General features: G+C 59.9%; 11 protein-coding genes. 2 read left to right on the top strand and 9 right to left on the bottom strand.

All coding sequences use genetic code 11. From position 1 onward, the window contains the following. Positions 1-67 precede the first annotated feature (67 nt). Complete coding sequence (locus Ga0074115_RS03875) at positions 68-3,424, top strand: PAS domain S-box protein (protein ID WP_057957097.1); 3,357 nt, start codon at positions 68-70, stop codon at positions 3,422-3,424. A 67-nt stretch (positions 3,425-3,491) separates the two neighbouring features. Here the strand turns inward: Ga0074115_RS03875 and Ga0074115_RS03870 are convergent, their stop codons facing one another. Further along, complete coding sequence (locus tag Ga0074115_RS03870) at positions 3,492-5,096, bottom strand: methyl-accepting chemotaxis protein (RefSeq protein ID WP_057957096.1); 1,605 nt, start codon at positions 5,094-5,096, stop codon at positions 3,492-3,494. 511 nt (positions 5,097-5,607) lie between these two features. On the opposite strand from Ga0074115_RS03870, the gene Ga0074115_RS03865 reads away from it, so the two are divergent. After that, the gene (locus tag Ga0074115_RS03865; RefSeq protein ID WP_057957095.1) at positions 5,608-6,678 is read left to right on the top strand and encodes a TIGR04283 family arsenosugar biosynthesis glycosyltransferase; all 1,071 of its coding nucleotides are present in this window, start codon (positions 5,608-5,610) and stop codon (positions 6,676-6,678) included. Positions 6,679-6,771: 93 nt separating this feature from the next. Here Ga0074115_RS03865 and ppsA read toward each other — a convergent pair whose 3' ends face one another. The 8 genes from ppsA to Ga0074115_RS03825 all read right to left on the bottom strand — a co-directional run bounded on the left by ppsA (position 6,772) and on the right by Ga0074115_RS03825 (position 19,047). Further along, the gene (gene ppsA / locus Ga0074115_RS03860; RefSeq protein WP_087959723.1) at positions 6,772-9,159 is read right to left on the bottom strand and encodes a phosphoenolpyruvate synthase; all 2,388 of its coding nucleotides are present in this window, start codon (positions 9,157-9,159) and stop codon (positions 6,772-6,774) included. 175 nt (positions 9,160-9,334) lie between these two features. Then, positions 9,335-9,535: a hypothetical protein gene (locus tag Ga0074115_RS03855; protein ID WP_006475765.1), complete on the bottom strand. Its 201-nt coding sequence runs from the start codon at positions 9,533-9,535 to the stop codon at positions 9,335-9,337. 1 nt (position 9,536) lies between these two features. Further along, entirely contained in the window at positions 9,537-10,121 is a 585-nt protein-coding gene (locus Ga0074115_RS03850; protein ID WP_006475764.1) for an electron transport complex protein RnfA, read from the bottom strand. Positions 10,122-10,132: 11 nt separating this feature from the next. After that, the gene (gene rsxE, locus Ga0074115_RS03845) at positions 10,133-10,777 is read right to left on the bottom strand and encodes an electron transport complex subunit RsxE (protein ID WP_057957262.1); all 645 of its coding nucleotides are present in this window, start codon (positions 10,775-10,777) and stop codon (positions 10,133-10,135) included. Beyond that, positions 10,774-11,490 (bottom strand): RnfABCDGE type electron transport complex subunit G, encoded by a 717-nt coding sequence (locus tag Ga0074115_RS03840; protein ID WP_060528224.1) that lies wholly within the window; start codon positions 11,488-11,490, stop codon positions 10,774-10,776. The genes rsxE and Ga0074115_RS03840 overlap by 4 nt, the downstream gene beginning before the upstream one ends. Then, the gene (locus Ga0074115_RS03835; protein ID WP_057957260.1) at positions 11,487-12,530 is read right to left on the bottom strand and encodes an RnfABCDGE type electron transport complex subunit D; all 1,044 of its coding nucleotides are present in this window, start codon (positions 12,528-12,530) and stop codon (positions 11,487-11,489) included. Before Ga0074115_RS03835 ends, Ga0074115_RS03840 begins: the two co-directional genes overlap by 4 nt. A gap of 6 nt (positions 12,531-12,536) precedes the next feature. Next, positions 12,537-13,877, bottom strand: coding sequence for an electron transport complex subunit RsxC (gene rsxC, locus Ga0074115_RS03830; protein ID WP_057957259.1), 1,341 nt, complete (start codon positions 13,875-13,877; stop codon positions 12,537-12,539). Between the two features lie 184 nt (positions 13,878-14,061). Then, complete coding sequence (locus Ga0074115_RS03825) at positions 14,062-19,047, bottom strand: 2-oxoacid:acceptor oxidoreductase family protein (RefSeq protein ID WP_060528223.1); 4,986 nt, start codon at positions 19,045-19,047, stop codon at positions 14,062-14,064. Positions 19,048-19,073 lie beyond the last annotated feature (26 nt).

The following is a 19,073-nucleotide window of genomic DNA, read 5'->3' as shown; positions in this document are numbered from 1 at the left end:
CCTCACTCATCATCACCTCAAGTACTGCCTGTCGCTGGGCGATGGCCGGACAGTGGAGGAGGCTTCGGTGAAGGCATGGGATGATGGCTTTCGCCGCACGTTGCTGCTGACCCTGATCTTCGCCCTAGTGGCTGGGCTCTGGTTGTTGGGGGGCGACACTGTTATCAGCGGGCTCTTCCCGAACACTACTCCTCCCGAATGGCAGGAGGCCTGGAAGGAAGGGTTGTATCTGCTGGTTATCTCGCTGATTTTCTTTCTGCTGTTGCGACGTGAGGCGGCCATTGCCGCGCGCCATCGGCAGGCATTGATAGAGAACCGGGACCACTACCGCCAGTTTTACGCAGAGGCGCCGGTCGCCTATCAGTCTGTCGATTCAAAGGGAAACATTCGTGAGGTCAATCATCAGTGGGAATGCTTGACCGGCTATTCACGGCAGGAGGCTTTGGGCCGACCCATGCGTAGCTTGATCTCCGAACGGGGACTACCGGCCTTTGATGCGACCTATGTCCGCTTTTTGCGTGGCGAAGATATCGGGGGCACAGAGCTGCTCCTGTGCCATCGTGATGGTCGGGAGTTGATTCTGAAAGTGGAGATCCGTGTGCGTCGGGAGTTCTGGCATGGAGAGGCTGAGGATATTTGTGCCAATACATACTGCGCTCTGTTTGATGTTACCGCCCAGCGGCACTTCGAGGAGGCGCTGCGCGAGAGCGAATCCCGGCTGTCGCTGGCGTTGGAGAATGCCACTGACGGTATCTGGGACTGGCATGTTGCGACCGGTGAGACCTATTTCAGCCCACGTTGGGAGACCATGCTTGGTTTCGAGCACGGCGAGCTGCCGCCGAACTACCGTAGCTGGACCGATCGCGTCCATCCCGATGACTTGCCATTGGCTGAGGCGGCGCTGGAGGCCCATTTCGCGGGCCGTACCCCAGAATACGCCATAGATCATCGGCTGCGCACCAAGGGTGGCCGCTGGAAATGGATACTTGCCCGGGGACGGGTGGTGGAGCGTGATGCTGCAGGCCAGCCCTTGCGCATGGTCGGCACCCATGTGGACATAGATCGGCGTAAGTCGATGGAGCAGCGGCTGATCGCCTCGGAGGCGCGCTATCACCTGGTGGCGCAGGCGGGCCGGGTCGCCGCCTGGGAGCTCTGGCCGGAAACTGGGCGCTTGCTGGGGGATCCAATGCTGTTCCGCCTGTTGGGCTACCAGCCTAAAGATCTGAGTGACGCCTGGGCGGAGTGGATCAAACTGGCGTTGCCCGAGAGCCAGCGTCAAATCGAGGAAGAGATAGAACGATTGCGCCGGGGCGATGCGCAACGGGTCTCCCTTGAGATGCAGGTGCGGCACAAGAGTGGTCGGACGGTCTGGTTGCATTGTAATGGCCGCCTGATGGATGAAGGGGAGGATGGAATCGAACGGGTGCTTGGCATCTGTGTTGATATCAGTGAGCTGCGACAGGCGATGGCCGATCTGCAAGCGAGGGAGACCCAGTTTCAGGAACTGCTCGACTCGCTCAGGGAAGGGGTCTGGGCCGCCGAGCTCGATGGCAGCCGCATCCTCTATGTCAACCGTGCTGTGGAGGAGATCTACGGTCGTCCCGCCAAGGCCTTCGATGAACAGCCGGAGCTCTGGCTTGAGGCTGTGCATCCGCAGGACCGCAAGGGTGTTGAGGAGAGAACCGCCCGCCTCTGGGATGATGGACGGGTCGAGCTCGAGTACCGTATTTGCCATCCTGATGGCGAAGTGCATTGGGTACTCGACAACAAGTCGGTGATCATGGATGCGCAAGGCCGCCCCGTGCGCATCGGTGGCGTAATGACAGACATCACCCGGCGCAAGCAGGCGGAGCAGGCATTGATCCGGGAGCACCTGCAGGCCGAGCGCTATCTGGAGGTGGCGGAGGTGATGCTACTGGGGCTCGACCAACAGGGGCATATCAAACTACTCAACCGCAAGGGATACGAGATCCTCGGCTATGAGCCGGGCAGCCTCGAGGGGCGGGACTGGTTTGAAACGGTGCTGCCTGACGGGGAGGTAGAGCCGGTCCGGCAGATCTTCGATGAGATCATGCAGGGTCGTGTCGATCTGCATACTTATGTGGAGAATGAAATTGTCACGCGCAGTGGGGAGCGGCGGCTCATTGCCTGGCGCAATGCCACTGTCCGTGATGATGAGGAAAGGATTACGGGCACTTTCAGCTCAGGCAGCGACATCACGGAACTGCACCTGGCCGCTAGTGAACGGGAACGGCTGCGCCGGGAATTGGCGCAGGCACAAAAGATGGAGGCGGTGGGGCGGCTTACTAGCGGCATCGCCCATGATTTTAACAATATTCTCGCTAGTGTTCTCGGCTATACCGGCCTGGCAATAGAACGTTTTGCTGGCGAATGCCCGGCAAAGATGAGGGACTATCTGTACGAAGTTCAGACTGCCGGTGAACGTGCCCGGGATCTGGTGGCACAGCTATTGCGATTCAGTCGGGGCAGCGGGAGTGAACCCCAGTGCCTTCAGCTTATCCCCCTCGTCAAGGAGGTGGTGAAGATGCTGCAGGCGCCCATGACTACAGGTATCACCTTTGAGACCGATCTTGATCCTGACACGCCGCCGGTCTACATCGATCCGGTTCAGGCCCATCAGGCCCTGGTAAACCTCTGCATCAATGCCAGGGACGCGATGGGGGGGCGGGGCATGATCCATATTAGCCTGCACCGGTTGAAGCAGGTTCAGGCCGAATGCGCCAGCTGTCACAAGATCCTCAATGGTGAATGGGTGGAACTCTCGGTGAGTGATGAGGGAGTGGGTATAGAGCCGGGTCAGTTGAATCACATCTTCGACCCCTTTTTCACCACCAAGGAGCTGGACGAGGGGAGTGGCATGGGGCTGGCCGTGACGAGGGGTGTTGTTGAGCAACATGGCGGTCATATCCTGGTGAATAGCGTACCCGGGGAAGGTAGTTGCTTTCGGTTGCTGCTGCCGCTCGCCGCCGAAATGGCATTGAAAAACGAAAGGCTTTCGTCGTCGCCTGACACCACCGTACCAGAGCGGATCAGCGGACATCTGCTGGTGGTAGATGATGAACATTCACTCATCGACTATCTGCAAGACCTGTTACAGAGCCAAGGATGCAGGGTCACGGCAGTGGATAATGCACAGAAGGCCTTGGAGTGCTTTATGGACGCACCCGAATCATTCGATCTGGTGATCAGCGACCAGATCATGCCCAATATGACCGGCAGTGAACTAGCCCGTCGTCTGCTGGCAATTCGTCCTGGGTTGCCGGTTATTATCTATTCCGGCAATAGTGAGAGCCTGGACGAGAAACGTGCCCATGAGATGGGTATCAGCCGTTTCTTGCGCAAGCCGGTGGAACCCAGGACCCTGTTGCAGGTGGTGGCGGAGTTACTGCCCGCAACCGACTGATCCCCCAGGGGCCACCGCAAGTTGTCGAATGCAACGCCTGGTTTGACCCCGCCATGCTCAGTTCCCCTCATGTGGCATCGATCCGGAAACGGCTGGCCTGGGAGCGGAGGGAATCTAGCCCCTGGCTGAGCATGCTGCTGACCTGGATCGTCTTGTCCGCTGCCTCGGCGGTTTCCGCTGCCACGGTCCCGATGGTCTCGACATTTCGACTCATGAGCTCAGCGGTCTGTCCCTGTTCCTCCGCAGCAGTGGCGATCTGGGTATTCATGCTGGTGATGGTGCCGATGGCATCGATGATCTTCTCCATGGCATTGCTGGCCTCGACGGCGCGGCTGCTACCCTCGTCCGCTTGGAGCCGGCTCTCCTCCATGGTTACCACAGCCTTCTTCGACTGTTGTTGCAGGCGTTCGATGATCTGGCGGATCTCTTCGGTGGAGGTCTGAGTGCGGGCCGCCAGGGCACGGACTTCGTCGGCTACCACGGCGAAGCCGCGTCCTTGCTCACCGGCGCGGGCCGCTTCGATGGCTGCATTAAGGGCCAGTAGGTTGGTCTGTTCCGCAATGCCTTTGATCACCTCCAGCACCTGACCAATGGACTGGCTGTCCTGTTCCAGCTCACCGACTACCGTCGCTGCGGCGCCGCTCTGCTGCATTAAGGCATCCATCACATCCGCTAACTGGGTCATTATTCTCTTGCCGGAGACCGCCTCCTGGTTGGTCTCCTCTGCCGCATCCGCGGCTTGGGCAGCGCTGCGGGCCACGTCCTGAACTGCATCGGAAGTGGTGTTCATAGCACTGGATAACTGGTTGATCTCGATATACTGCTTGCGCGCCCCGTTCCGGGAGATCTCGGCCACCGAGGTCAGGTTGATTGCCTCCTGACCGATGTGGATGGCGTCATCGATCACTTGGCGCACCATGTTCCCGATCTCCACCAGCATGGCGTTGTAGGCGCGGCTAGTCTGGCTTACTTCGTTGTCCAGATCGGATTCGGGCATCGGTTGCGTGAAGTCCCCTTCGCTGACCCGCAGGAACCGGTTACGCAGGGTCTCGATTGGGTCCATCAGTGTATGCAGGGTATAGATACGGATATTGTTAGTGAAGAGCAGCAGGACGACGATCATGCCGATGGCCCAGCCGGCTCGCAGGAAGACCTGGTGGTTGGCCTCTCTCTCCATTAGCTTGACTGCCAGGTTGGCCTCCTCCTGTACTTTTTGGGCCTTTTCCCGAATCGCCTTCAGGCTGTCGGGGGAGGGGGTGGCGAGATAGGCCTCCAAGTGCCGCCGGTAGGCCGACCAGAGTTGGCTGGTCTTTGCCAACTGTTGCCGGATAGCCTCGTTCATTGGCGGGGTGATGCCTGCTTCGGGATCTCCCAGGAGCAGTCGGTGCTGGGAATCTTCGAACAGCGCCAGGGTTTTCTGTACCACCGCCGGCGATTCCACCCCCTGAACCACCATCAACGCCTCCTTAGCCACCCGCTGGCTTAACATGCGCTGGCGGCCGGCGATGTTGATGGCAGCGGCGTCACTGTCGAGGCTCCAGTAGATGGATGCAATCGAAAACAGACCAAAGGCGATCAGTAGGACATTGAGCGTTAGCAACTGGCTGCGGATGCGCTTGATTCCCACCAGATCCAGGGAATGTTGGATGAAGCTGCCGATCAGTCTTTTCATGGTTCAGCCTTCTTTTGAGTGCGTTTGAACGGGGCCCGGCTGCATGCCGTCTCGGCGTTAGAGATATCGATTAGTTAAAAAATATCGAATACATCGATATTCGGCGGGAAGAGGCAATACTTTAGGATTACTTTGTCTGACTGGACCTAAAAATAACTGATTGAAAAATATAAAATATATGGCATGAATGACCTGCCAAGCAATGAAAGGAAAAGCATCAAATGAGGATTGCCAAGGTCATCTTGGTTATCTAATAGGAGTATAAATATAATAAATCGCATTGTAGGGCGATTCTAAGATTTTCAATACTGTTTCAAATTACATTTCACGAACAAGACAAGGTCCGTATTTCATTTGGCCACACACGATATCAATGGTCTGATGCAAGCGCAGAGAAAGAACATGGAACGCATGGAGGAGGTGGTTGTGGAAGCCGATGCCCTACGTTTCCAGCAATCCCTGTGGGATCATCGTGCCATCTTGGATCCAGTTGCTATGGCCGCATTTTTTTATGCTCTCTAGCGCTTCTCAACTCAGTGTCATCATCCCGGCTATCGATGAGGAAGATGCCCTGCCGCTGTTACTGAAGCAGTTGTGGCGACAGCAGGATATTGAACTGGAACTGATCCTAGCCGATGGTGGTTCGCGGGATTCGACCCTGTCGATCGCCACCGCCCACGGGGTTAGGGTTGTGGCAACGGATGCGGGGCGGGGGCGGCAGATGAATGCTGGTGCCGCCGTCAGCTCTTCTCCGTTCCTACTGTTCTTGCATGCGGACTCGGGCCTGACTGATGAGCGGCAGTTGGCCGATGCCTTGGCTGCGCTCAAACAGGCGATGCAGGCGCGTGGTCAGCAACGCATTGCTGGCCATTTTCGCCTGAGTTTTCGCCGCAGCCGCCCCGATCAGGGGTTCGTCTACCACTACTACGAAGAGAAGAGCGCCCTCAACCGGCCGGAGTGTACCAATGGCGATCAGGGGTTTCTGCTGCCGCGTAGCCTGTTCGATGCACTCGGTGGGTTCGATGAGTCGCTCTGGTTTCTGGAGGATCAACGCCTGGCCGAGACGATCCGCAGCAAAGGAGAGTGGATCACCCTGCCGGGTACCCTGGAAACCTCGGTGCGCCGTTTCGAGCAAGAGGGGCTGGGTCGGCGCATGATCCTCTCGGCACTGATCATGAATTTTCACGCTATCGGCCTGGATGCTTTCTTCGAGCGTGTCGCATCAGTCTATCGTAACCAGTCGCAGACCGGGCAGCTGCAGCTGGCGCCGATCTTCCGCTTGATTGATGCGCTGAACCGGGAGGTCGGCAGTCGCGTGGCCCGACAGCGCTGGCTGGCGTCCGGGCGTTATGTGCGTGGTCATGCCTGGCAACTCTTCTTCCTGTTCGATCTGGTGCTGCAACGGCTGTTGGGGGTCCGCCGCCGACCCGGTCTCTGGCTGCATGACCGTGTGTTCCGGCCGCTGACCGATTTTGTGCTCTTCGACTGGCTGACAGCCGGCCTCGCCTGGCTCTGGTTCCACGCCAGCTGGCGGCTGTTTCGCCGGCTGGAGCGGGGCCAAACGGAGCTCGACTCACCGTGAAATATAGGGCGGCCCGTGGCCGCCGCGTGTCATCGATTAAAATCAAGGATGATGTCGTGCACAGCCCGATCTATAGCTTGGCCGCTGCAGCTTCTAGCAACTTTGGGTGGCCAGCGACTGCCAGGTGCTGACCACCGTGTCCGGGTTGAGGGAGATGCTGCTGATGCCTTGTTCCAGCAGCCACTGGGCTAGATCCGGATAGTCGGATGGACCCTGACCGCAGATGCCGACATACTTGCCCTGCTTGCGGCAGGCTGTGATCGCCATGCCAAGCATCTTCTTCACCGCCGGGTTACGCTCGTCGAACTTGTCGGCGATCAGCGCGGAGTCGCGATCCAGCCCCAGGGTCAGCTGGGTCATGTCGTTGGAACCGATGGAGAAGCCGTCGAAGTGCTCGAGAAACTCCTCCGCCAGCACCGCGTTGGAGGGCAGTTCGCACATCATGATTACGCGCAGATCGTTTTCGCCGCGCTTCAGACCGTTGGCCGCCAGTAGCGCCTGCACCTGAGCCGCCTCTTCCAGGGTGCGCACGAAGGGGATCATGATCTCCACATTGTCGAAGCCCATCTCCTCGCGTACTCGCTTCAGCGCTCGGCACTCCAGCTCGAAGCAGGGCTGGAAGCTGTCGGAGAGATAGCGGGAGGCACCGCGAAAGCCGATCATCGGGTTCTCTTCGCTGGGTTCGTAGCGCTCGCCGCCGATCAGGTTGGCGTATTCGTTCGATTTGAAATCCGACATGCGCACAATCACCGGATGTCCCTGAAATCCCGCCGCCAGGGTGGCGATGCCCTCCACCAATTTGTCGATATAGAAGGAGACTGGGTCGGCGTAGCCGGCGCACTGATCGCTGATCTGCGCCTGCAACTCTTCAGGCAGCTGGTCAAACTCCAAGAGCGCCAGTGGGTGCATGCCGATGGTGGTGTTGATGATGAACTCCAGCCGTGCCAGACCGATGCCGGCATTGGGGATGCGGCTGAAGGCGAAGGCGTGGCTCGGGTTACCGATGTTCATCATGATCTTGGTGTCCAGCTCCGGCAGTGCGCCGCTGTCACCTTCGGTGACGCTGAAGTTGAGCTGTCCCTCATAGATAAAGCCGTCGTCGCCCTCGGCGCAGGAGACAGTTACCACCTGGCCGTCGCTCAGTTTGTCGGTGGCGTCGACGCAGCCCACTACCGCCGGAATGCCCAGCTCGCGGGCGATGATCGCCGCGTGGCAGGTGCGGCCGCCGCGGTTGGTAACGATGGCGGCGGCGCGTTTCATCACCGGCTCCCAGTCGGGGTCGGTCATGTCGGTCACCAGCACGTCGCCTGGCTGAATCCTGGCCATCTCGGAGATGTCGTTGATCACTTTGGTGGTGCCGGTGCCGATACGCTGGCCAATGGCGCGACCCTGAGCCAACACAGTGCCCTGCTCTTCGAGACGAAAGCGTTCCACCTTGGCGTGATCGACCCGGCTCTCCACCGTCTCGGGGCGCGCCTGCAGGATGTAGAGCTGGCCATCTTCACCATCCAGACCCCACTCGATGTCCATCGGACGGCCGTAGTGTTGCTCGATGATCAGCGCCTGGCGGGCGAGGGCTTCCACCTGCTCATCGGAGAGGGAGAAGCGTTTGCAGTCAGCCTCCGGTACATCGATGGTGATGACGTTCTCCTCGCCCGCCTTGCCGTAGGTCATCATGATCGCCTTACTGCCGAGGGTTTTGCGCAGGATGGCGGGGCGACCAGCAGAGAGATTCTCTTTGTGGACGTAGAACTCATCCGGGTTGACTGCGCCCTGTACCACCGTCTCGCCGAGACCGAAGGCGCTGGTGATGAAGACTACGTCGCGAAAGCCTGATTCGGTGTCGAGGGTGAACATCACGCCTGAAGAGCCGATGTCGGAACGCACCATGCGCTGGATGCCGGCGGAGAGTGCCACCTCGTCGTGGTTGAAGCCCTGGTGCACCCGATAGGCGATGGCGCGGTCGTTGTAGAGTGAGGCGAACACCTGCTTGATGGCAATCAGCACATCGTCGATGCCGCGTACGTTGAGGAAGGTCTCCTGCTGGCCGGCGAAGGAGGCGTCGGGCAGATCCTCCGCAGTGGCCGAAGAGCGTACCGCCACCGCCGGTTCGACACCGCTTGCGCGGGTCATCTTCTGGTAGGCATGCACCACCGCGTTCTGTAGCGCTTCCGGCAGAGGGGTCTCCACCACCCACTGGCGGATAGTACGGCCCGCTTCGGCGAGGGCCTCTACGTCGTCCACGTCGAGCTTTGCCAGCAGAGGGTCGATGCGCTGATCGAGGCGGCTGTAGCGGATAAACTCGCGGAAGGCGTGGGCGGTGGTGGCAAAGCCGTCGGGCACGCTGACCCCAGTTTCAGCGAGGTTACTGATCATCTCGCCCAGGGAGGCGTTTTTGCCACCGACCTGTTCCACGTCGTCCATTCCCAGGTTCTCGAACCAGATGATTTGTTCTGCCACAGTATCGCCCTCGTTCTTCATAAGCTGATTTGAATTACGCATGGTGTTGCCCTCGCGTCAGATGCCTTGTTGGAGCCTGGGAAATCTGCTGGATGTACTTCCATGTTGATCTCCACTAAAAAAAGATGTTACCTGTGTGTGCCGATATCCCACGCTAATGGAAGGCTTTTTTTTGTGATAGGCGGCACACAAAAGATTATTTATTCGTCTTAGTTTGTTCCCGTTTGCAGCTTCCACCACTGCCACATAGGCAGTTGCCACCGCAACCGCCTCCTTCTTGCGGGGGCGGGCCGAACTCTGGGTGGGCCTTGGCAAACCGCCGTGCCAGCGACTGCACCAATAGCCAGCCCAGCAGTAGCAGCGGGATCACGCTCATGGCGATCAAGTAGTCCCACATCTCACCCGCCTCCCAGTCCGGCAAATCCCATGAAAGAGAGCGATAGCAGGCCACCGAGCATCAGACTGATGGCCGCACCCTGGGAGAGACTCGGCAGGGTGGAGAGCTCCAATTTTTCGCGCAGTCCGGCCATTAGTAGGATGGCGAGAATGAAGCCGGTACCGGCACCGATCGCATAGACTAGCGACTGCAGAAAGTCGTACTCCTTGAAGGTCTGGAACAGCGCTAGGCCAAGGATCGCGCAGTTGGTGGTGATCAGTGGCAGGAAGATGCCGAGGGAGCGGAACAGCGCCGGGGTGAACTTCTTCAGTGTCATCTCCACCAGCTGCACTGCGCTGGCGATCACTGCGATGTAGGCGATCAGGCGCAGAAATTCGATGTCGAAGGTAACCAGTATCTGGTTGATGGCGAAGGCGCAAACTGAGCTGACCAGCATCACGAACATCGTCGCCAGCCCCATTGGCAGGGCGGTGTCGAGCTTTCCCGAGACGCCGAGAAAGGGGCAGAGGCCGAGAAACAGCGCCAGCACGAAGTTGTTGGCCAACACTGCGTTGAGAAAGATGAAGCTGAGTGATTCGGTTGGCATGTTCTTTCTCCTTAACTTTGCTCCACTGCTGCCAGTTTTGCGGCTTCACGGCGCTGATTGATCCACTCGAACAGCAGTAACCAGGCCCCCAGCACAATGAAGCCTCCTGGCGGCAAGACCATCACCACCCAGGGCTGAAATGCCTCGCCGAAGAGATCGATGCCGAACAGTGCGCCGGCGCCAAGCACCTCGCGCACCACACCGAGGCAGAGCAGGGCGAAAGTAAAGCCGGCCCCCATGCCAAGATTGTTGATGAAGGTCTTGATGGGGCGATTTTTTGAGGCATAGGCCTCAGCGCGACCGAGGATAATGCAGTTGACGACAATCAGCTGGATGAAGGCGCCGAGCGCGTTGTAGAGATCGAGGGAGATCGCCTGAATCGTGTAGTCGACGATGGTGACGAAGGTGGCGATGATAACGATGTAGGTGGCGATCCGCACCTGCCTGGGGATCATATTGCGCATCAGCGAGATCAGCAGGCCGGAGGCGAGCAGCACAAAGGTCGTTGCCAGTCCCATCGCCAGCGCATTAATACCGGAGTTGGTTACCGCCAGCACCGGGCACATGCCGAGCAGCATCACGAATACCGGGTTCTCTCTCCAGAGGCCGGCGGTGAAGGTCTCCCAACTGACCTGGTTTTCCTGTTTTCTGCTCATTCTTCCACCTGTCTGTTTGGCGGTGTGACGGGCTCGGGTTCGATCTGATCGAGATGGGGAGTGAGTTGCGGCAGCAGGGCTCCGGCTGATTGGTTCAACGCCTTGCCCACCGCCTTGGAGGAGATGGTGGCGCCGGAGATGGCGTCGATCTCCCAGGGGTTGTGTTTGCTGCCGTGCTTGACGGTGACGATCGGGTGTTCGAGGACTGTGCCGGCCGAGTCGAGGCGGGCGTCGAGCTGGTCGAAATTGGCGACAAAGCTGGCATCCGTGATGATCTTGTCGCCTAGGCCTGGGGTCTCGGTTAGCTTCAACACCTTGATGCCGCGGATGCACTGGCAGGCCGGATCGTAGCCGTAGAGCAGATGGATCACATTGGCATAACCCTGGGCCCCTGCATTGGCGGCGATGCCGCGCAGTTGGCCCTGGGCGTCGAAGCCGGCATAGATGCGGGTTCCACTGCCTGGATCTTTATCACTGACGGGTGTGATGCCCTGATCGGTGACGATGAAATCTCGGTGCGAGACTGCCTCGGGGATCACCTGGAATACCGCCGCCTCGATGGCGCGGCGCTGATTCTCTTCGATGGCTGGTTTGGTCAGATGCACAGTGGTGACCACCAGCGCACCGGAGAGCATGGCGATACCGCCGAGGGTACGGATCATCCTGCCGGTGGGTGTGGCCGGCTGCTGCAGTTCGTGCTCGGCCAGACTCATCGGTTTGCCCTTGCGCCAAACACCCGGGGTTGGGTGAACTGGTCGATCAGTGGGGTGGCGGCGTTGCCGAGCAGGATGGCGTACATCACCCCTTCAGAGAGCCCGCCAAAGAGTCGGATGATGACAGTGAGAAAGCCGATCAGCAGGCCGTAGATTATCACTCCCCGGGGAGTGACCGGAGAGCCCACCATGTCGGTGGCCATGAACCAGGCCCCCAGCATCAGGCCGCCGGAGAACAGCATGAAGAGTGGATCCGGTGTATTGGCCGGATCATTCAGATAAAAAGCGCCGCTAGTCAGCACCACGCCCGCCATCACCGACAGCGGGATGCGCCAGTCGAGCATGCGACGGAATGCGAGATAGAGTCCGCACAGGAGGATTAAAAGAGCGGAGGTCTCACCGGCGGAGCCGGTGGCGGTGCCCAGCAATAGGTCGAGGCTGTTGGTCTCGATACCTTCGAATTTCTGCAGACCTAGTGGGGTGGCGCCGCTGAAGGCATCGATCCGCACCTGCTCCACCCAATCGCCAAGCGCCGGTGGTTTCAGGAAGGGCAGGGTCAGGGTGGTCGGTACAAAATGGCTGAAACGGCCGTCGAACAGGGACGGTATCCAGCTGGTGATTGCGACCGGGAAGGCGGCCTGGACAAACGCACGTCCAACCAGGGCCGGGTTGAGCACGTTCATGCCCAGGCCGCCGAACAGGGCCTTGCCGAGGGCGATGGCGGCAAAAGCGGCGACAACTCCCATCCAGAGCGGAAAACCGGGCGGCAGGGTCAAGGCGAGCAGCAGCCCGGTGATGGTGGCGGACCAGTCACCGAGGCTGCTGGGTTCACCGCGCATCTGGTTGAATAGCCGCTCGAACAGCAGACAGGAGAGTGTCACGGTCAGCAACAGTGCCAGCGCGCTCAGGCCAAACTGCCAGACTGACCAGGTCGCGATCGGCAGCAACGCATAGACTACGTTGCGCATGATCTTCACCACATCGTCCGCCGCATGGGCGTGGGGGGTGGTGCGCAGTTCGATTTGCGGTTTATTGGTCATTTTTTATCAAGCCGCCTGTTCCCGGTTGATCGCCTTGGCGATGCGGAAGTACTGCACCAGCGGGATGTTGGAGGGGCAGACATAGGAGCAGCAGCCGCACTCGAAGCAGTCGTTGAGATGGTAGCGCTCCGCCATGGTTTGGTATTGGCGTTTTGCTGCCAGCTGGCCCAGCTGCGACGGGTTGAGGTGCATCGGGCAAGCGTCGACGCAACGCGCGCACTTGATGCAGGGCCAGATGCGGCGGGTCTCCGAGTTGATGTTCGGTTCATTGAGCACCAGCAGGCCGGAGCTGCCTTTGGTGATCGGTGTCTCCAGCGCGGAGACCGCTGGGCCCATCATCGGGCCACCGAGGATGAATTCGTTCTGTCCGCCGCTGTAACCCACCTGATCCAGCACAAAACCGATCGGAGTGCCCAATGGGACGAGATAGTTGCCGGGGTGCTTCACGCCGGGGCCGGCTACGGTGATCACCCGTTCGATCAGTCCTTCGCCCTTTGGCAGCAGTTGGCCGAGCGCAGCCAGGGTGCCGACGTTGTTGACCACCACGCCTACATCCGCAGGCAGGCCGCCGGCAGGGACTTCACGGCCCAATGCTGACTTGATCAGCATCTTTTCCGATCCCTGGGGATATTTGGTCTCTACTGCCACTACCTTGATGGTGTCGTCTCGGGGGGCATGGGTCTGCAGCTGCTCTACCGCATCCATCTTGTTATCTTCGATGCCGATCACCGCCTGCTTGGTGCCGGTGGCGCGCATCGCGTAGCGGATGCCGCGCATCAGCGCTTTCGGGTGCTCCAGCATCACCCGGTGATCGCAGCTCAGATAGGGCTCACACTCACAGCCGTTAACCACCAGGGTATCCACCTGCTTGCCCTCTGGGAGGGTCAGCTTGACATGGGAAGGGAAGGCGGCGCCGCCTAGCCCGACCATGCCGCTCTCTTGCACCGCCTGGATCAGCTGCTGTGGGGAGAGTGCGCCGATGTCGCGCTCCGATCCCCACAACACCTCTTGGGTGGACCCCTCATAGACCTCGAGCAGGATCGATAGCGACTTCGGCCCGCGCGCCGTCGGCATCAGCTCGATGCCTTTGATGCGTCCCGTCGCCGGTGCGTGGATCGGCACTGAGACAAAGCCGTCCGCCTCGGCAATCGGCTCGCCGCGCACCACCTCCTGGCCCTTGTTGACGATCACTCTGGCCGGTTTGCCGATGTGCTGATCGAGCGGCAGCACCAGCAGTTCGGGAAACGGCAGTCGACGGATTGGCTGTGAGGCAGTCTGCTGCTTGTTATCCGGCGGATGAATGCCGTGCTGAAAAGAGCCCCGGCCGAAAAGCCCGAACAAGCTCATCGCTCATCACTCCCTAGCGAGAAAAAAAAGTGGGAATGCAAAGGGCGCAAAGGAGACGCAACGGACACCAAGAAAGATAAATTCATGGACTTTTTCGCTGTCCTCATCTTCGTCGGCAACGATATGCTTTCCTTAGTGATTGGCATCATTAATAACCTTACGGCCTTTGCGTTATGCTTTTGACTCACTGGAACTTGGCTGCCCGTTTGATCAGTTTCTCCACATCCTTCTCACCCATGTTCCAGGGTGTACCGGGATGCAGGCAGCCGGCGGTGCACTTCTCTGCCGCCTTGACGATGTCTTTGTAGCTACCCGCCTGGGGGTCGATGACTATGGCCAGTTTGTCGTCGTTATAGGCGAAGATCTTCGGGTTGATCCCGGTGCACTCGTCACAGGCGGTGCATTCGGGGGTTTCGATCCAGACCGGTTCATAGCCCTCGGCGATGGTGCCGCTGTTGCTCCCGGCCGTCGCCGCGCCGCTGCCATTGGCGGAGACTGCGCCGGTCAGTGCCGCCGCATTGCCGGAGGCTGCCATCGATAGCAGGGTGGAGCTGAGGCGGTTGGCCATATCGACCTTGGCCTGTTCCACCAGGGCATCCACATCCACCTTGTCGAGTTCGCCGGCGATGCTCTTGAGCTGGTGCCAAAATTGGCGGCGCTCTTCAGCAGATTTGACGATCTCTGCAGAGCAGAGGATGCGCATCAGGCGGTTCTTTCCATCGACGCCCCAGATGTAGGGGTAGTTGCCCTCCCGCTCGTCATCGTCCATGTCGAGGAATTCGTGGAAGGGGATCATCTCGTCACCCCAGGTCTCCGGCGGCGCCTTGCGGAAGTGCTTGCGGAAGCGCCCTTCGGTGGCGGCGAAGTCGGCGAAGGTCATCGGCAGTTCCAGTTTTGCTTCTTTGCCGTGCTCATCGACGTAATCAAGAGTGTAGCTCGGCCAGTCCCCTTCAAGCGCCGGGTTGCCCTCTAGGTCGATGCATTCTTCCAGGGTCTCACCCGCATCCGGGTCGAACTTCATCAGCGGATAGGCGCGGGACTCCACCGCCAGTTTTGACTGGCGTGCGGTAGCATCGTCGGCGACGCCGTGCTCCGGCTGGCAGACCGCGTAGATGTTGAACAGGGCCGGCCGGCGGCTGTTGAGACCGTCAATATAGCCCTCGATCAGGTGAGTGATGTTGCTCAGCGAGCCCTGCAGCACATAGCTGGTGCGATGTGCTACGCCGATCAGGCTTATCTCTTTGCGCATCTCCTCTTTGCCCTTCATCGCTTTGCCGTAGGGGGACATATCGGCTATCTGGGAGATGAAGCCGGAGGTGCAGGCCTGACCGCCAGTGTTGGAGTAGACCTGGGTGTCGAGCACCAGCACCTTGATCGGCATACCGGATGCCAGGGCGCGGGAGAGGTTCTGGAAGCCGATGTCGTACATCGCGCCGTCACCGCCCACCGCGACCACCGGCGGGCACATCAGCCACTCGTCCTCACTAAACTCTTTCCAGCTGAACTGCTGGAAGAAGGGGTCGTGCTCCACAGGATTGTATCTATCTGCAAGCTCCAGCTCGGCACGGCGGATCGCCTTGAAGCCGTCGGCCATCTTCGCCATGTGGCCCTCGAACAGGCCCATCGCCATGGAGGGGCTGTCCTGAAACAGATGGCTGGCCCAAGGGAAGGGGTAGGGATTGAAGGGGTAGGTGGAGCCCCACACCGAGGTGCAGCCGGTTGAGTTGACTATGCCCATCGCGGCGCGGCCTTTTTTGCTCGGGCCTTCGCGGTAGTGCCAGTGCAGGTCGCGCAGTTGGTTTAGTATGCCTGTTACCCGTTTCAGCCACTCCCTGTCGAGCAGGGTGTTCTCATGCCCTGGGTCGATGGTGTCGCTCAACCGGGCGAGGGTCAGATCGCCTTCATCAGTTTCTGCCGCTTCATTGATCGCATTGGGGTCGCTCAAGTCGACACCGGAGGCGAGCTTGAGGCGGATGTGCTGCTCCAGTTGGGCGATCAGGTCGTCTAGTTTCGCCAGCTGCCGTTTTACTCGCGGCTGCATCAGCGCGGTGACTGTGCCGGTGAAGAGGTGGGTGACGGTCTTCTCGCCACAGCCCAGGCAGGCGCCATCGCCGCACTCCATTGAGCTGTAGGTGTGTTTGTCGAGCAGCAGGGTCTCCAGCGCGCCGATCTTCTCGTCGAGGTCGTCGATACGGCTGTAGATTTCGTTGGTGGTGGGCAGATCGAGCCAGAAATTCCAGTCGTTGCGCAGCCGTTCGATGGCTGCGTTGTCCTGATGCTCGGCGACTAGCGCCAAGTCGTCACAGACATCCACACACTCCATGCAGCCCTTGCAGGTGTAAGGATTGACGGTGATGGAGAAGAGTCCGCCGCTGTTGGGGGCCTTCTTCTCTTTGATGTTCCAGTAGGGCTTGGTGACAGCGAAGTCGAAGCTGCCGAGACCGTCGATGAAGCGGCCGAATTCCGCCTCCAGGGCGCTCCTGCGCATCCCTGCTCCCGCGTCATTAGGACGTCCCTGTTCGTCGTTGGTCTTGGCGTCCGCCTCCAGGTCGCTGGCGGCAATGGTCTCCAGGATCGCCTGGTCGAGCAGGTCGCGGACTCTGGCGTTCGCCCCCTGCTCTTTGATCAGTTCGCGCAGCCGCTTCTCCACCTTGCGGGTTTCGCGGCGCAGGTACTGGGTCGGCATGCCACCGGCTTCGATCCGGTTAATGACCGAGTTGAAGATCTCGCTGATGGTGTTGACCAGGCCGGGGATCGAGGAGTCGGGGCAGACGGTGTAGCAGTCGCCGCAGGCGGTACAGTTCTCCGCCACCCATTTCGGGTAGTCGAAGCGGATCTGTGTCATATCGCGGAAGATGCCGGTGGAGGCGGGCACCAGCGATAGCGCCTGGTAGGGGTCGGCCAGGTTGTCGGAGCCCTTGCCGCTGGCGTAGAAGCTGCCGGTCTGCTCCCAGAAGCGGTGGATGTCGGCGATGCCGCCGTCGCCCTCGGGCAGTTGTTTGAGCATCACCGGCAGGCCGATCTCCTTCTTCAACTGGTTGACGCTCTGAGTGCCGACCTGCATATCGGTGATCGGGTGGATCTCATCGAAGCCACGACGCACGATGCGCAGGTTGTCTTCCACCACGCGTTTGCCTTTGGCGCCGAACTTGGCCTGCAGCTGCGCTTCGATGGATTGGAACAGCTTCTTCTCGTCGAGGCTGGCCATCTCCATTAGCGGTGAGCCGGCGAAGAAGGCGCCTTGGAAGGCATTGCCCTGCATGCGCAGTTGCAGTTCCGGGTTGCTGGCCTCCTCGCGGGCGATCTTGAAGCCGTCGATGTAGAAGATCTTGATCTCGTCATCCACCGCCTGCTGCTGCATCCAGCGTGGAAAGCTGGCCCACACCGCTTCGGGGCTCTGCAGACTCGACTGGATGATCAGGGTGCCGCCCTTTTTCAGGCCGTAGAGAGGGTTGGAGTGGCTGAATACATTAGGGTCGGGGCTCAGCACCACGTCCACATAGTGGTATTCACAGTTGAGCGGGATTGGTGTGGGGGCCGCGGAGAGGTAATAGGTGGTGGGCTGGCCCTTCTTCTCGGAACCGTATTTCGGGTTCGCCTTGATCTCATAGCCGAGCAGGTCGTAGAGGGTCATCACCAGGTTCTTGCCGGTGGTGATGGCGCCCCAGCCACCCACTGAGTGCATCCGCACCGTGATGGAGCCTTCCGGCATCAGGTTGGGGTTTTCGGAGCCGCGTACCGAGAGCTCACCCACATTAGGGTAGGCCTCCAGCAGCTTCTGGATGTGGATCTCCTGCTTCGGGTTAGCGGCCTCGCGCACAAAGTCGATGCCGAGGTAGAAGAAGGTCTTCTGATCACCGTCGGGCAGCATGTTCTCGATGGCGCCGATCAGCCCCTCGGGCTGTAGGTCGCGGGAGCCCATGCCGTAGGCACCGGAGTAGAGGCGTGGCGCCTCTTTCAGCGTCTTGTAGGTGGCGTAGTCGGGGTAGGGGAGCCTGTTTCCGGATTGGCTATCAGCTTGGCCGTTCTCCATGCACTTGGAGATGGCGGCGCGCACTTCGCGCATCAGTGGCAGGTCTTCTGCTAGCGGCTGGTCGGTACGCTCCAGCACCACCACACCTTTTTTCCCCTGCAGCGCCTTGCCGAGCAGGTCGCCGGGGAAGGGACGGAACAGGGTGATGTCGATTACACCGATCTTCAGTTTGCGGCTCTTTTGCAGATACTCGGCGACACCGCGTGCCTGTACTACCATCGAGCCCATGCCGATGATCAGGTAGTCGGCCTTGTCGCTGTTGAAGCTGCCGATGCGACCGTAGCGGCGCCCCGTCAGCTCGTAGTACTCGTCCATCACCTGTTCGGTCAGCTCGGTGATATGGTCGTAGAAGTAGGGACGCTGCGCCGCCTGAGTTTGCATGTAGGCGTCCTGGTTCTGTACGCCGCCCGACTGCATCGGGTTGTCCACGTCCCAGATCGCCGGGATGCGGCGGCGCTTCTCACCGTAGAGCATCCGCTGGGCCGGGGTGGGGGATTCAATCTCGTCGTCTGGGCGGCCGAGAAACTCCTCAATCAGCTCGCGCTCCGGCACCTGCAGGGGTTCGATTAAATGGGTGGTGAGAAAGCCGTCCTGGGCCACTACTGCGGGGGTCAGTGACAGTTCGGCCACCTTGCGACCGATCAGGTTGAGGTCAGCGGCGCCCTGGGCGTCGTTGGCGAAGAGTTGGAAGAAGCCGGTGTCGTCGATGCAGTGGAAATCGTCGTGGCCGCAATGCACGTTGAGCGACGCCTTGGTAATGGCTCGGCAGCCGATGTTCAGCACATAGGGAAGGCGTTTACCCGCCGCCGCGTAGAGCGACTCGTGCATGAAAGCGACACCCTGGGCCGAGGAGAAGTTGGTGGCGCGCAGACCGGTCATCGTCATGCCGGCGGTGACGGCAGCGGCGGCGTGTTCGGATTCGGGTTCGACAAAGATCAGTGAACGGTCGGAGATATTGATATGACCCTTGGCTCTCTCCTCCGCCCAGTACTCGCCCATCTGCGTCGATGGCGTGATGGGATAGGCGCCGGCCGCGTCGGAGGCCTCCCGCTCACACATGATCACGGCGGTATTGCCGTCCATTGCCATGCGGATGCCAGGGTACTTGAATTGTTTCTCAGGCTTTTTGCCGAACATTGGTTACTCCACCAAACTTCAAAATT

The organism is endosymbiont of Ridgeia piscesae (genome assembly GCF_001443665.1).
In the GTDB taxonomy this organism is placed as follows: Bacteria; Pseudomonadota; Gammaproteobacteria; order Chromatiales; family Chromatiaceae; genus Endoriftia; species Endoriftia persephonae.
This window is presented reverse-complemented; position numbering and strand designations above follow the sequence as displayed.